Source organism: Xanthomonas campestris pv. campestris str. ATCC 33913 (genome assembly GCF_000007145.1).
Lineage (GTDB): Bacteria > Pseudomonadota > Gammaproteobacteria > Xanthomonadales > Xanthomonadaceae > Xanthomonas > Xanthomonas campestris.
Genome location: NC_003902.1, coordinates 2,767,083 through 2,782,308 on the forward strand (window position 1 = coordinate 2,767,083; position 15,226 = coordinate 2,782,308).

At 66.5% G+C, this 15,226-nt stretch carries 9 protein-coding genes; 5 read left to right on the forward strand and 4 right to left on the reverse strand.

Annotation, left to right across the window (positions count from 1 at the left end; all coding sequences use genetic code 11):
• Positions 1–60 precede the first annotated feature (60 nt).
• The 4 genes from XCC_RS12240 to XCC_RS12255 are packed head-to-tail and all read right to left on the reverse strand — an operon-like array spanning position 61 to position 5,196.
• Positions 61–330 (reverse strand): hypothetical protein, encoded by a 270-nt coding sequence (locus XCC_RS12240; RefSeq protein ID WP_019237575.1) that lies wholly within the window; start codon positions 328–330, stop codon positions 61–63.
• Positions 320–2,668 (reverse strand): FdhF/YdeP family oxidoreductase, encoded by a 2,349-nt coding sequence (locus XCC_RS12245; protein ID WP_011037497.1) that lies wholly within the window; start codon positions 2,666–2,668, stop codon positions 320–322. Before XCC_RS12245 ends, XCC_RS12240 begins: the two co-directional genes overlap by 11 nt.
• Entirely contained in the window at positions 2,665–3,510 is an 846-nt protein-coding gene (gene fdhD / locus XCC_RS12250; RefSeq protein WP_011037498.1) for a formate dehydrogenase accessory sulfurtransferase FdhD, read from the reverse strand. Before fdhD ends, XCC_RS12245 begins: the two co-directional genes overlap by 4 nt.
• Before the next feature lie 6 nt (positions 3,511–3,516).
• Complete coding sequence (locus XCC_RS12255; protein ID WP_011037499.1) at positions 3,517–5,196, reverse strand: OFA family MFS transporter; 1,680 nt, start codon at positions 5,194–5,196, stop codon at positions 3,517–3,519.
• Positions 5,197–5,554: 358 nt separating this feature from the next.
• On the opposite strand from XCC_RS12255, the gene XCC_RS12260 reads away from it, so the two are divergent.
• From XCC_RS12260 to XCC_RS12280, 5 genes are all read left to right on the forward strand, one after another.
• Positions 5,555–6,907, forward strand: coding sequence for an aspartate aminotransferase family protein (locus tag XCC_RS12260; RefSeq protein WP_011037500.1), 1,353 nt, complete (start codon positions 5,555–5,557; stop codon positions 6,905–6,907).
• Between the two features lie 250 nt (positions 6,908–7,157).
• On the forward strand, positions 7,158–8,012 hold the full coding sequence (locus tag XCC_RS12265; protein WP_016944535.1) for a hypothetical protein: 855 nt from the start codon (positions 7,158–7,160) through the stop codon (positions 8,010–8,012).
• 603 nt (positions 8,013–8,615) lie between these two features.
• Entirely contained in the window at positions 8,616–9,920 is a 1,305-nt protein-coding gene (locus tag XCC_RS12270; RefSeq protein WP_011037502.1) for a DUF445 domain-containing protein, read from the forward strand.
• Positions 9,921–10,075: 155 nt separating this feature from the next.
• Entirely contained in the window at positions 10,076–14,170 is a 4,095-nt protein-coding gene (locus XCC_RS12275) for a CHASE domain-containing hybrid sensor histidine kinase/response regulator (RefSeq protein ID WP_011037503.1), read from the forward strand.
• Between the two features lie 33 nt (positions 14,171–14,203).
• The gene (locus XCC_RS12280; protein WP_011037504.1) at positions 14,204–15,187 is read left to right on the forward strand and encodes an HD-GYP domain-containing protein; all 984 of its coding nucleotides are present in this window, start codon (positions 14,204–14,206) and stop codon (positions 15,185–15,187) included.
• Positions 15,188–15,226: the final 39 nt, after the last annotated feature.

Consider the following 15,226-nt stretch of genomic DNA (forward strand, 5'->3'; position numbering starts at 1 on the left):
CGTTTCGAGATACGCGCAGCCGCACAGTCCGCCCCTGCGGCGAAGAGCAAACGCCTAGTACTACCCGTCCGCCAACGACCCACGCTGCGCATGCGCATCCACACCCGCCGGCGTCAGCACTGCAAACTGGCGCTCGCTGCGCTCCTCCACCCGGATCCAGCCCGGGCCCGGCTGGCCATCCAGATTGGCGCTGCCCAGCCAGGCCAGCGTGCGCAGCAACACGCTCATGCGCACGCCAAGCTGCTTGCACAGCCGCGCCAGCGATACGCCCTCGGGCGCATCGGCCAGCGCGTGCAGCAGCTGCGCGGTGAGCTGTGGATCAGCGGACAAGCACCGCTCCGATATCACGCGGCGCGGCATCGGCGGTTTCTGCGCGATGCGGCAACACCACCACCGGGATCGATTTGGACGTGGGCGTGCGCGCTTCGTCGGCGAAGCTCGACAACGGCACCAACGCGTTGGTCTCCGGGTAATACGCGGCCAGGCAGCCGCGCGGGATGTTGTAGTCCACCAGCAGGAAGCGCCGCGCCTCGCGGTGCACGCCGTCTTCGCACAGGCTTTCCAGGTCCACCCAGTCGCCAGCCTTCATGTTCAACGCCGCGATATCGGCGCCGTTGATGAACAGCACGCGGCGCTCGCCAAACACGCCGCGGTAGCGATCGTCCAGGCCATAGATGGTGGTGTTGTATTGGTCGTGCGAACGCGTGGTGGCCAGCGTGAATACCATCTGCTCACCACGGCTGCGCCGCGCGCGATGGATCGGGTTGTCGGTGGGCACCGCATGCGGCTTGAACACCGCGCGTTGCTCCGGCGTCACCCACTGGCGGTCGCGCGCGGTATTGGACAGGCGGAAGCCGCCCGGCGTACGTACGCGCTGGTTGAAATCCGCGAAGTCCGGGAACACCTGCGCGATCAGATCGCGAATGCGGTCATAGTCGCCCACCAGCCAGCGCCAGCGGATCGCGCTGCGCGCGCCCAGCGTCGCCTCGGCCATGCGCGCCACGATCGCCGGCTCGGACAGCAGATCCTGCGACGCCGGCGGATTGATGCCGGCCGACAGGTGCACCATGCTCATCGAATCTTCCACGGTGACGCCTTGCGAGCCGGCGTCCTGGATGTCGATCTCGGTCCGCCCCAGGCACGGCAGGATCAATGCATCCTTGCCGTGCACCAGATGGCTGCGATTGAGCTTGGTGGTCACGTGCACAGTCAGCTCGCAATTGCGCAGCGCGCGGTGCGTGGCGTCGGTATCGGGCGTGGCCGCTGCGAAGTTGCCGCCCATCGCGAAGAACACCTTGCCGCGCCCGTCCAGCATCGCCTCGATCGCACCAACCGTATCGAAACCGTCCGCACGCGGCGGGTCGAAGCCGAACACCGACTGCAGCGTGTCCAGGAACGTGGCCGGCGGCTTTTCGTAGATCATCATCGTGCGGTCGCCCTGCACGTTGCTGTGGCCGCGCACCGGGCACACGCCTGCGCCGGGGCGGCCCAGGTGGCCGCGCAGCAACAGCAGGTTGGTGATCATGTGGATGGTGGCCACCGAATGCTTGTGCTGGGTGATGCCCATGCCCCAGCAGGCGATCACGCGCTCGGCCTTGAGATAGATCTCGCCGGCCTTGCGCAGCGCGGCCTCGTCCAGGCCGGACTCTTCGACGATGGTGTCCCAGGATTCCGCATGCACGTCGGCAGCGAAGGCGTCGAAATTGGCGGTGTGCGCGTCGATGAATTCCAGGTCCAGCAAACGCGGCGTGCCATCGCGCTGTGCCTGCGCATCGCGCTCCAGCACGTGCTTGATCATGCCCTTCACCGCGGCCAGGTCGCCACCGATCTTGAGCTGAAAATAATCCGAGGCGATGCGCGTGGAACCGTTATGCAGCATCTCCAGCTTGTCCTGCGGGTCGGCAAATTTCTCCAGTCCGCGTTCGCGCAGCGGATTGAACGCGGCAATCGCTGCGCCACGCTTGGAGGCCTGGCGCAACTCGCCGAGCATGCGCGGATGGTTGGTGCCCGGGTTCTGGCCGAAGATCAGGATTGCATCGGCCAGCTCGAAATCATGCAGCGACACCGTACCCTTGCCCACACCGATCTGCGAGCGCAGCGCGGTGCCGGATGGCTCATGGCACATGTTCGAGCAATCGGGGAAATTGTTGGTGCCGAACTCGCGCACGAACAGCTGATACAGAAATGCCGCCTCATTGCTCGTGCGCCCGGAGGTGTAGAAGATCGCCTCGTCCGGCGTGGCCAGGCCATTGAGATGCCCGGCGATGTGCGCAAACGCGTCGTCCCAGCTCACCGGCACGTAATGGTCGGTCGCTGCGTCGTAGCGCATCGGATGCGTCAGGCGGCCCTGCCCTTCCAGCCAGTAGTCGCTGTACTGCGACAGCAGGCTCACGCTGTGGGAGGCAAACAACTCCAGCCCGGCGCGGCGCGCGGTGGATTCGGCGGCCACGGCCTTGGCGCCGTTCTCGCAGAATTCAAAGGTGGAGGTGTGGTCGCGATCCGGCCACGCGCAACCCGGGCAATCGAAGCCGTCGGGCTGGTTGGCGTGCAGCAGCGTCTTGGCGCCCTGCACCGCGATGTCCTGTTCCATCAGGTGTTTGGCCACCGAGCGCAATGCGCCCCAGCCGCCCGCGGGATTGTCGTACTGCTTGATGGTTTTCTTGCTCATGCGGGCTCTCCCACGGCAACGCCCAGGTCCAGGCGTTGAGGATGGCTGTAAACAACACAATCGTGATCGCGGGCAAACCCGATCAGGGTCAAACCCGCACTGTCGGCCAGACTGATCGCCAGCGCAGTGGGTGCCGAAATCGCCGCCAACAGCGGGATTCGGGCCTGCGCAGCTTTCATGGCCATCTCGTAACTTGCGCGGCTGGTCACCACCGCAAACCCTTGCGTTGCATCGACGCGCGCACGCGCCAACGCACCGATCAACTTGTCCAACGCGTTATGCCGGCCCACGTCTTCGCGGACCAACTGCACCATGCCCTGCGCATCGGCCCAACCGGCCGCGTGCACCGCGCCGGTCTGCGCCGCGATGGGCTGCCGCGCGTGCAGTGCATCCAGCGCGCGCGCCAACGCGTCGACATCGATGCGCAATGCCGACTGCAGGACCGGCGGCACACGCAACACTGCTTCGATCGACTCGTTGCCGCACACCCCGCAACCGCTGCGCCCGTCCAGATTGCGCCGCCGCTGATCCAACGCGGCCGCGCGCTCGGGCGGGATCTCGATCTGCAGCGAGGCGCCTTCCAGAAAGGTGTCCACCGCCACCACCCGCAGGTCCTGCGGGTGGTCCACGATGCCCTCGCTCAACGAAAACCCCAGCGCGAAATCTTCCAGGTCTTCGGGGGTGGCCATCATCACTGCGAACGGCACGCCGTTGTAATTGAAGGCGACCGGCATTTCGGCCGCCACCATGTCCTGCACGGTGGCGCTGCGGCCACCGCGATGGCGGCGGACCGTGCGCACCACACTGCCGGGGCGCACGGGAGTGGAAGGCTGGCCGGTCATCTCATCTCAATGAAACAGCACGAAGGCTTTTTGCAGCGTGACCCAGATGCCGAATGCCATCGGGACGCCCACTGCCAACCAGGCAAACGCCACCAGCGCAGGATTGCCGCCGTGGCCGATGCGCGCCATGTCTTCTGGCGCCAGCACGGCCTGCCCACTGCGGTCCACCTTTTCGTGGGCCAGCTGCTTTTCGCGCGCCAGTTCGTCGGGCGTCATGAAGTGACGCGCGGCCACCGGGCGCACCAGCAGGTTGCAGATCAGACCAAGCACGAGCATGCCGGCGAGGATGTACATGGTGGTGTTGTAGACCTGTGACGGCGGGCTGCCGTGCGCCAGCTGGTACTCGCGCATGTAGCCAACCACCACCGGGCCGAGGATGCCGGCAGTAGCCCAGGCGGTGAGCAGGCGGCCGTGGATGGCGCCGACCATCTGGGTCCCGAACAGGTCGGCCAGGTACGCGGGAATGGTGGCAAAGCCGCCGCCATACATCGACAGGATGATGCAGAAGATGCCCACGAACAGCGCGATACCGCCCACGCCGCCGGCCGACGGCGCCGCCGCGTACAGGCAGATGCCCAGCAGGAAGAACAGCGTGTAGGTGTTCTTGCGGCCGAGCTTGTCGGACATGCTGGCCCAGAAGAAGCGGCCACCGATGTTGAACAGGCTCAACAGGCCGGTGAAGCCGGCCGCAATCGCGGCGATGCTGGCCAGCTGCGCGGCATCCAGGCTGCCGAAGCCGGCATCCACACCGATCAGACGGCCGCCGAAGACTTCCTGCAGCATCGGCGAGGACATGCCGATCACGCCGATACCGGCCGAGACGTTGAGGCACAGCACGCCCCACAGCAGCCAGAACTGCGGAATGCCCCAGACCTTTTTCACGTGCACGTGGTTGGCAGTGATCATGGCGTTGTTGGAGGCCACCGGCGCGGTCCAGCCGGCCGGCGTCCAGCCGCTGGGCGGCACGCGGTAGCCGAAGGCGCCAGCCATCATGAAGACGAAATACAGCGCCGCCATCACCAGGAAGGTTTCCATCACGCCCACCGAGGTGGGGGTGGCGAAGTGGCGCATCAGCGCATCGGCCAGCGGGCTGCCGATCATCGCGCCGCCGCCGAAGCCCATGATCGCCATGCCGGTCGCCATGCCGCGGCGGTCCGGGAACCATTTGATCAGGGTGGACACCGGCGAGATGTAGCCCAGGCCCAGACCAATGCCGCCGATCACGCCCGAGCCCAGCCACAGCATCCAGATCTGGTGGAAGTGGATCCCGGCCGCGGAAATCACCAGGCCGCCGCACCAGCACAGTGCCGAGACCACGCCGGCCTTGCGCGGGCCGGCGCGTTCGAGCCAGCCGCCCCAGATCGCGGCCGAACAGCCCAGCAGCACGAAGAACAACGTGTACATCCACTGCAGTTCGCTGATCTTCCAGTCGCAGGTGGTGGCCACCATGCGCGCGAACAGGCCCATGTCGGCCGGGCAGGCGATCGATTCGGTGATGCCCAGCGCCTTGGACAACGGCAGCCAGAACACGCTGAACCCGTAGGCCATGCCGATGCACAAATGAATCGCCAAGGCAGCCGGCGGCACCAACCAACGATTAAAACCAGGCCGCGCCACAATGCGCTCCTTGGACAACAAACCGGCATCTGCGCCGTTGGCGTTCGCCACGGTGGACCCTTGCGTCATGCGTATTTCCCCTAACTGACTGATGTGAAGTCCATTGATGGCTGCGATCGATCTGCGCGATCCGATGGGTGCAGCGGCGACGCTTGGGTCCGTCTGGTGGTCGTCTCGCGCATCATCGACGATCACCACCGGTTTGCAACGCTTTACAGCGCGCCAAAGCGTCTCAAAAACCTGCCGCGCGCGGCCGCACGCAAGCGTTCCTTGAGGTTAGCGGCCGACGCTGCGACTAATTGACTAGTCCCTATGGATTAGGCGTACGGCCGCCACGCGGCCCGGGTGCGCCAGGTGCGCGCCGCTGCGGTTCCAGATGACGCAGCTGCTGCCGTAGAGTCGGCCCATCCCCGCCCCGGAGTCTGCGATGCACGACCACCCTTCGAGCGATGCCGCCCACGCGATGCAGACACCGGCGGCGATGGAGGCGTTCTGGATGCCGTTCACGGCCAACCGGCAGTTCAAGGCGCGCCCGCGCCTGCTGGCCTCGGCTGCAGGCATGTATTACCGCGATGTCGAGGGCCGGCAGATCCTGGATGGCACCGCGGGGCTGTGGTGCTGCAACGCCGGCCATGCGCGCGAGCGCATCGTCGCGGCGATCCGCGCGCAGGCCGGCACGCTGGATTTCGCGCCCACCTTCCAGATGGGCTCACCGCTGCCGTTCGCCCTGGCCGAACGGCTGGCCGCGTTGGCGCCGCCAGGCCTGGGCCATGTGTTCTTCACCAACTCCGGCTCGGAAGCCGTGGATAGCGCGATGAAGATCGTGCTGGCCTATCACCGCTTGCGCGGCGAGGGCCAGCGCACCCGTTTCATCGGCCGCGAGAAGGCCTACCACGGGGTGGGCTTCGGCGGGATGTCGATCGGCGGGCTGCCCAATAACCGTAAATGGTTCGGCCCGCTGCTGGCCGGCACCGATCATCTACGGCACACGCTGGATCTGCAGCGCAATGCGTATTCGCGGGGACTGCCCGCCTTCGGTGTGGAGCTAGCCGACGACCTGGAACGGCTGATCACCCTGCACGACGCCTCCACCATCGCCGCAGTGTTCGTCGAACCGGTGTCCGGCTCGGCCGGGGTGATCCTGCCGCCGGAGGGCTATCTGCAGCGCCTGCGCGCCATCTGCGACCGCCACGGCATCGTGCTGGTGTTCGACGAGGTGATCACCGGCTTCGGGCGCGTGGGCGAGGCGTTCGCCGCGCAGCGCTTCGGGGTGACCCCGGACCTGATCACCGCCGCCAAGGGCCTGACCAGCGGCACGGTGCCGATGGGCGCGGTGCTGGTGGCCGATGCGATCCACGATGCCTTCATGCATGGGCCGCAGGCGGCGATCGAGCTGTTCCATGGCTACACCTATTCCGGACATCCGCTGGCCTGCGCCGCAGCCCTGGCCACGCTGGACACCTACGCCGAAGAACAGCTGTTCACGCGGGCAATTACGCTGGGGCCGCAGTGGGAGGAGGCGTTGCACAGCCTGCGCGGACTGCCGCACGTCATCGACATCCGCAACATCGGCTTGATCGGTGCGATCGAACTGGCGCCGCGCGAGGGTGCCCCGGGGGCGCGCGGTTACGAGGTGTTCGAACGCTGCTTCCACGAGGGCGGCCTGCTGGTGCGTGTCACCGGCGATGTCATTGCGTTGTCGCCGCCGTTGATCGTCACCCCCGACCAGATCGGACAAATGGTGGAGACGCTGGCCGCGATCCTGCGCAAGGTGGACTAAAGGCCTTGCAGTGCGAGCGGCCGCTCGCATTGGCGTGCCGACGCGCTGGCTGGCCAGTGTGTCACCGGGCCGCGCCATGGCCGGCTGCCCTGCCCGCCACACGGCGCCCCGTGCCGCTGCGCCCCTTACTGCGACTAATAAAGACCCGGCATCAGGCGCCCGCGTGTCATGCCAACGGGCGCCACGTCAAGCGCGCAAAGCCGGGGCAGGCTCACTACAATGCCGGCCCCGCTCCTCGCGCAGTTGCCGCATGAACATCGTTGTCAAAGAAGAACTCAAGGCCTACATCGACCCGCTGACGCCCGACGAGCACGAGGCGCTGGAGCGCAGCCTGCTGGCCGAAGGCTGCCGCGATGCGCTGGTGCTCTGGGGCGAGGTGCTGGTGGATGGGCACAACCGCTACGGCATCTGCCAGAAGCACGGTTTGCCGTTCCAGACTGTGCAGAATCCGCACTTCCAGTCGATGCAGGACGTGCATCTATGGATGATCGAGCAGCACCTGGGCCGGCGCAGCGTGTCGGACTTCCAGCGCGGCGTGCTGGCGCTGCGCAAGCGCGAGATCCTGGCGGCCCGCCAGCGCAGCCAGCGCGATGCCGATGCCGCCGGCAGCCCCCCGGAGGCAAGCGATGCCGAGCTGAGCGTCGATACCTCCGACGCCGCAGCGCGCCCGGCCGAAGCGCTGGACAGCCCGCCGTGGGAGGAGACCTCCACGCCAGTCAGCCGCGCCGAGCTGGCACGCGAAGCACGCCTGAGCAGCAACCAGGTGACCATGATCGAGCGCATCCACAAGCAGGCCGCGCCGGAAGTGGTGCAGGCGGTCAGGGCCGGTGAGATTTCGATCAGCGCCGCCGCCGCGGTGGCCACCTTGTCCGAAGACGAGCAGCGCGCCGCCGCCCAGGCCGGCAAGGCCGAGCTGAAGCAGGCCGCCAAGCGGGTGCGCGACGCCAAGCGCAAGCCCAAGCCGGACGAGGCCGAAGGCGGCGAAGCCGAACGCCGCGACGTCAAGGCGTTGCAACGGCGCGTCACCGAACTGGAAAACGAGAACGCCGCCCTGCAGACCAAGGTCGCCGCGCTGCAGGCGCAGCTGGAGCGGCTGCGCGGCTGAGGCCGTGGTGGCAGGTCTCCGGCCTCCCGTAGGAGCGCCCTTTGGCGCGAGGGCATTCCCGGTAAGGCCCCATCGCGCCCAAGGGCGCTCCTACGTAAGTCACGCGTGCTATGAGAGAACGTAGTGCCCGTGTTGCACGCGCTGGTGGAGCACCTGCAGCTCAGCTGCGCGAGCGCTTAAAACACCGCAATCCCGTAGGAGCGCCCTCGGGCGCGAGGGCATGCCCGGTAACGCCTCTCGCGCCCAAGGGCGCTCCTACGTAAATCACGCGTGCTCTGAGAGAACGTAGTGCCTGTGTTGCACGCACTGTTGGAGCACCTGCAGCTCAGCTGCGCGAGCGCGCAAGGCTCCGCAATCCCGTAGGAGCGCCCTTGGGCGCGAGGGCATTCCCGGTAACGCCTCTCGCGCCCAAGGGCGCTCCTACCTCGGTACGGGGGCTTTGAGAGACCGAGGTCGCTCACGCCGCTGAACGCGCGACCACACGGTAGGAGCGCACCCGGGCGCGACCGGCTTTGCAGGCAATGCTCTCGCGCCCGGGTGCGCCTCTACCGCCGCCACACAGCGTGGACATGCCCTCGCATCCCGACTCGGTACACTTCGCGGATGGAACCACGCGTCAGCGACACCCGTCCGATCGATCCCCGCCGCGCACAGCTGCAGCGCATGAAACTGCTGGCAGTGGCCCTGTTGTTGGCTATGTTCGCCGGCTTCGTCGTCAGCCACCTGATGGGCGAACACGGCATCTGGGCCTGGGTGTCGGCATTCTGCGAAGCCGCCACCGTCGGCGCGCTTGCCGACTGGTTCGCGGTGGTGGCCCTGTTCCGCCGCCCGATGGGCTTGCCGATTCCGCATACCGCGATCCTGCCGCGCGGCAAGGAGCGGCTGGCCGATGGGCTGGCCGGCTTCGTGCGCGATCAGTTCCTGGCACCGGACGCGCTGATGGAAAAGCTGCGCGTGTTCGACCCGGCCAGTCGCCTGGGCGAATGGCTGTCCAAGCCGGAACAGGCGCGCATGCTGGCGCAGATGGCGCGCGGCTGGCTGCTGCAGGCCCTGAACCTGCTGGATGAAGAAGCCGTCCGCCGCGCGATCCAGCGCTTCGTGGTCGACCGCCTGCGCAAATGGAATGCCGCCGCCACCGCCGGCGATGTGATGGCCTTGCTCACCACCGATGGCCGCCACCAGAAGTTGCTCGATGAAGTGCTGCTGCGGCTGGGCCAGTGGCTGGACGAAGAGAAGGTGAAGACCCGCACGTCGGCACTGATCGTGCGCTACGCACGCCGCGAGTGGCCCAAGCTGGTGGGCACGGTGAACTGGGTCAAGCCGATCGAAGAGATCGGCGACAGCCTGGCCGACCGCATGGCGCGCGCAGCGATCGACGAACTGCAGGACATCCTCACCACGCCCGAGCATCCAATCAGGCTCGACTATGAGGCGTGGCTGCAAACCTACATCGCCCGCCTGCGCGAGGAGCCGGAAATGGCCGCGCGCGTGGAAGAACTCAAGCAACGCGCGATCGAGCACCCTGCCCTGCAGGAATACGTGCAAGGCCTGTGGAGCGAGATACGCGAAGCCCTGCGCAATGATCTGGCGAAGGAAGATTCGTCGATGGCCGCGCACATGGAGCGCTCGATGCAGTCGCTCGGCCAGTCGCTGTCACAAGACCCATCGCTGCGCGACGCACTCAACGTGCACATGCTCGATGCAGCCGACAAACTCACCACACGCCTGCGTGCATCGGTCACCGAGCACATCGCATCGACGATGAAAAGTTGGGACGAACGTCACCTCGTCGAACAATTGGAATTGGGGGTCGGCCGCGATCTGCAATACATTCGCTTCAACGGAACGTTGGTGGGTGGATTGATCGGACTTGCGCTGCACGCCTTGTCGATCTGGCTGTCGTTCTGATGCTGCAACCGCAGCGGTGATCATCACGCACGTGAATGCACTAGCCGGGTGGTGGCCGTGTGTGGTTTGCTGCGATACGTTGCGTCACACCGAAAGGCCGGCATCGCGTCGACCGCGGTAGGACGCAAGGCAACAGGCAAGGCAAAGGAAGAAGCATGCCGCACGGCCGCTGGGATTTGCGCAGGAAATACGGACGCCGTGCCTCCATCGGCGCCGTCCTGCTGCTGAGCGCAGGCCTGATCGCCGCATTCCTGGTCGGCTTCGCGGTGCATCGGCATAACGAGCTGGAGCGTGAGCGGCGCTTCGATATGGTGGTGCGGGTACTGGCGCGCAACATCAGCGAGCGCATGTACACCTTCGAGCATGGCCTGCGCGGCGCGCGCGGTGCGGTAATCGGTGCCGGCAGCGATGTGATCAGTCGAGACCGCTTCACCCGTTACAGCCGCTCGCGCGATTACCCACGCGAATTTCCAGGCGTGCTCGGCTACGGCTACATCCATCGCGTTGCCGCCGCAGATGAAGCGGCCTTCCTGGATGCCGCACGCGCTGACGGTGCGCCCGATATTCAGCGCAGGCTGCTGGCGCCGTGGGATGGCGAGCGCTTCATCGTGCTGTATTTCGAACCGGAGTCATCCGGTAACCGCCCGCTAGGGTTGGATGTTGCGTCCGAGCCACGCCGGCGGATCGCAGCGATCGCAGCCGCGCGCAGCGGCCAGCCGACCATGACCTCGCCGGTCTCGCTGTCGGGCTACCAGACTCCCAGCGAAGGCGGCTTTTTGGTGTTGCTGCCGGTCTACCGCGAAGGCATGCCACTGCAGACACCGCAGCAGCGCATGGACGCGACCACCGGCTGGGCGTACGCGCCACTCAGCGTCAAACAGATGCTGGAGAGCACCCTGGGCGACCGCGATGATGTTGCGATTAGCCTGAGTGATCGCGAGGACACCCAGCACACCTTCTACCGGAGCGGCATTGCCGCGCCAGAAAGCATGCGCCGCGCTGCACACACCCAGCTGCTGCCAATCTATGGCCGCACCTGGGTGCTTACCGCGCGGCCCACGCTGCACTTCATCGGCTCACTCAACCAGAACTCGCCGTGGCTGATGGGCAGCCTGGTCCTGGGCACCGCCATTCTGCTGGCCGCGCTGCTCGGGCTGTATTTCAGTAACGGCCTGCGTCGCGAAGAGGTGCTGCGCAAGCAGATGGAACTGGCCGCCCTGGTCAGCCATTCCAGCGAAGCGATCGTGGCCGAAACACCAGACGGTGAAATCACGCACTGGAATCCGGCAGCCGAGGCCATGTTCGGTTATCCGGCCGATGTGGCGATCGGCCAGGACCTGACCACGCTGTTGTCGCCGCAACCCTATGCCATGCCGCAGATCGACCAGGACGAGGCACCGCCGGTCGCAGCCCTCTCCGCCGCGCAGACCATGCGCCACCGCGACGGGCATCAGGTGTTCGTGCTGGCGAGCAAGGCGCCGATCATCGAGCACGACAATGCGGTCAGCGGCCACTCGCATTTCTTCCGCGACATTTCCGAGCGTGTGCGCTCGCATCAGCGCATTGTCGATCTCAACGCCTCGCTCGAGCATCAGGTGGCCGAACGCACCAGCGAGCTGGTGCAGTTCTCGGTGCTGCAACGCGCGATCCTGGCGCACGCCGGTTACGCCATCATCGCCACCGATTCCAGCGGCTTTGTCACCATGTTCAATCCAGCCGCAGAAAAACTGCTTGGCTACAGCGCCGACGATGTGATCGGCCGGCGCAAGGCCAGCCAGTTCATCGAAGCGGACGAACTGCAGGAGCGCGCACTGCGGCTGGCCGAACAGACCGGCACGCCGGTCGCCGGCACGCTGGAAGCGGTCGCTGCGCTCACCAGCCTCGGCCGCAGCGACACCAGCGAATGGACCTATGTCAGCCAGGACGGCCGTCGCCTGCCAGTGCTGCTGACCTTGAGCACGTTGCGCGACGACAACGACCAGGTGATCGGGTACCTGGGCGTGGCGGTGGATCTCACCGAGCAGAAACTGCACGAAAAACAGCTGCGCTTGGCAATGGACGCGGCCAGAAGCGCCAACCAGTCCAAGTCGGATTTCCTGGCCAACATGAGCCATGAAATCCGCACGCCGATGAACGCCATCCTGGGCATGCTGTACCTGCTCCAGCGCAGCGAGTTGCCGGGCGCCGCGCAGGACATGGTGACCAAGATCGACCGCTCGGCACGGTCGCTGCTGGAGATCATCAACGACATCCTGGACTTCTCCAAGATCGAGGCCGGGCGCATCGATCTGGAGCGCGCACCGTTCGACCTCAATCAATTGTTCGACAACATCGCCGACCTGATGCGCTCCTCGCTCAGCGCCAAGCCGGTGGAGATGATCGTCGAGCCGTTGCCGCGCGAATGCCGCTGGCTGCTCGGCGATGCGCTGCGCATCAACCAGGTGCTGGTCAACCTGGTCGGCAATGCGATCAAGTTCACCGAACAAGGCGAAGTGGTGTTGTCGGTGCGCCGCTTTCCCAGTGGCGACCCCAACAAGATCAAGCTGCTGTTCTCGGTACGCGACACCGGCATCGGCATCTCAAAGGAAAAGCAGAGCCTGATCTTCTCGCCGTTCCTGCAGGCAGATACCTCCACCAGCCGCCGCTACGGCGGCAGCGGGCTGGGTCTCACCATCAGCCGGCGCTTGATCGAACTGATGGGCGGCGCGCTGGAAGTGGAAAGCGTGCCCGGGCGTGGCAGCGAGTTCTATTTCGTCATCACGTTGGAAAGAACCGACCCGCCCAAGGCCCAGCAGGAAGCGGCGCTACTGCCGCCCGAATCCATGCCGCGCGTGCTGATTGCCGACGACCACGATGCGGCCTTGAACAACCTGGTGCGGATCGCTACCGAGCTGGGCTGGCGGGTGGATGCGGTGGCCAGCGGCCAGGCCGCGATGCAAGCGATCGAAGACGCCACCGAACCGTACGACATCTTCCTGCTGGACTGGCGCATGCCCGACATCGACGGCGTGGCAATCGCGCGCCAGGTGCGTGCCCGCGCCACACCGGGCCGGCATCCGGTGATCGTGATGGTCACCGCCTACGAACGCCGGCTGCTGGAGCAACACCCCGAGCAGCAGGACCTGGATGCGGTGATGACCAAGCCGGTGACCAGCGCTGCGCTGCATCGGCTGGTGGAACAATTGGTCGACGAGCGCCCCAACGCACGCCCAGCGACGCCAACCTTCGTCGCGCGCCGGCTGGAAGGCGCGCAGCTGCTGCTGGTGGACGACAGCGAGATCAACTGTGAAGTGGCACAGCGCATCCTCGAAGGCGAAGGCGCCATGGTCACCGTGGCCCACGACGGCGAGCAGGCGGTGAACACGCTCAAGCGCGCGCCGGACCTGTTCCACCTGGTGCTGATGGATGTGCAGATGCCGGTGGTGGATGGCTACGAGGCCACCCGCCGCCTGCGCCAGATTCCGTCGCTGGCCAGCCTGCCGGTGATCGCGCTGACCGCCGGTGCCTTCCGACCGCAGCAGGAAAAAGCGCTGGAAGCAGGCATGAACGGTTTCATCGCCAAGCCCTTCAACGTGGAGGAACTGGTCACCGCAATCCGGCACTTCCTGCAGCCCGGCAGCCGGCGGGTATCCTCGCTGCCGCACGAACGCGCGCCGGCCGCAGGCCCGGAGTGGGCGCACACCGATCCGCTGCTGCTGGATGCCGCACGCGCGCAAAGCCTGTGGCGCGAGCGTGAGCCGTACGAGCGCTACCTGCTCAAGTTGCTGCGCGACAACCCCGACCCGGCCGAGACCGCCGCCGCGCATCTGCGCAACAACGAGCTGCCGGCGATTGGCGCACTGGCACACAAGCTGCGCGGCGCCGCCGGTTCGCTGGCCCTGCCCGCCCTGGCCGGCGCGTCGGGCGATCTGGAATCGCGTGTGGAACAGGGCCATGACCTGACCGCCGCATTGCTCGCGCTCAAGGACACCATGGCGCAGACCACCGCGGCCATCCACGCCTTCCTGCAGACCAGCCCCAGCACGCAAGACACCGGGCAAACCGGTGCCGCTTTGGACGACGACAGCGCGCTGATCCTGGAAAACGCGCTGCGCAGCGACGATGCCGACAAGATCGACCACGCGCTGCTGATCTGTGCCCCACGTCTGCCACCGCCGTTGCAGGAAGACCTGCAGCGCGCCGTGGACGACTTCGATTTCCGCCGCGCCGAAGCCACCCTGCGCGATTGGCAAGCCAACCACCCACGCTGACCGTGTCCCCGTACCGGTTCGCAAGGATTCCGCATGCCAGCCCGTCCCCTGCTCTGCGTTGACGATGAATCCAGCAATCTGGCCACCCTGCGCCAGTTGCTGCGCGACGACTATCCACTGGTATTCGCCAAATCCGGCGGTGAAGCCCTGGATGCGGTGGCGCGGCATGCGCCGGCGCTGATCCTGCTGGACGTGGAACTGCCGGACATGGATGGCTACGCAGTGGCGCGCACACTCAAGCAGGACCCGGACAGCACCGCCATCCCGATCCTGTTCGTGACCTCGCGCAGTACCGAGCACGACGAGCGCACCGGCCTGGAGGCAGGCGCCGCCGATTACGTGAGCCGGCCCTACTCCGCCGCCTTGCTCAAGGCGCGCATCGCCACGCATCTGACCCTGGCCGAAAATGCGCGCCTGGCGCAGCAATACCGCGACGCCATCCATCTGCTGGGCACCGCCGGCCAGGGCCAGGACGCGGACACCGGCGCGCATATCTGGCGCATGGCTGCCTATGCGCGCCTGCTAGCGGAGAAAGTCGGCTGGCCACCCGCGCAGGCACAGCTGCTGGAAGATGCCGCGCCGCTGCATGACGCCGGCAAGATCGTCGTGCCCGGCAGCATCCTGCACAAGCCCGATACCCTGGACGAGCACGAGCGCGAGGTGGTGCGCCAGCATCCCCAGGTGGGCCACGACCTGCTGCGGCACGGCCGCGGGCCGCTGTTCCAGCTGGCTGCCGATATCGCCCTGCACCACCACGAATGCTGGGACGGCAGCGGTTATCCGCAGGGCGTGGCGGGCGATGCCATCCCCGAAGCCGCCCGCATCGTGGCGGTGGCCGATGTGTTCGATGCACTGTGCGGGCGCCGCGCCTACAAAGCGCCGTGGGCGGTGGAAGATGCCATGCGCAAGCTCGACAGCATGGCCGGGAAGCAACTGGAGCCGCGCCTGGTGCACGCGTTTCGCGATGCCCTGCCGCAGATGCTGCAGATCAAGGACGCCTGGGATCGGGAGCGTTGAGAGATGGGAATCGGGAGTTGGGAATCGGGAATGGGGGGT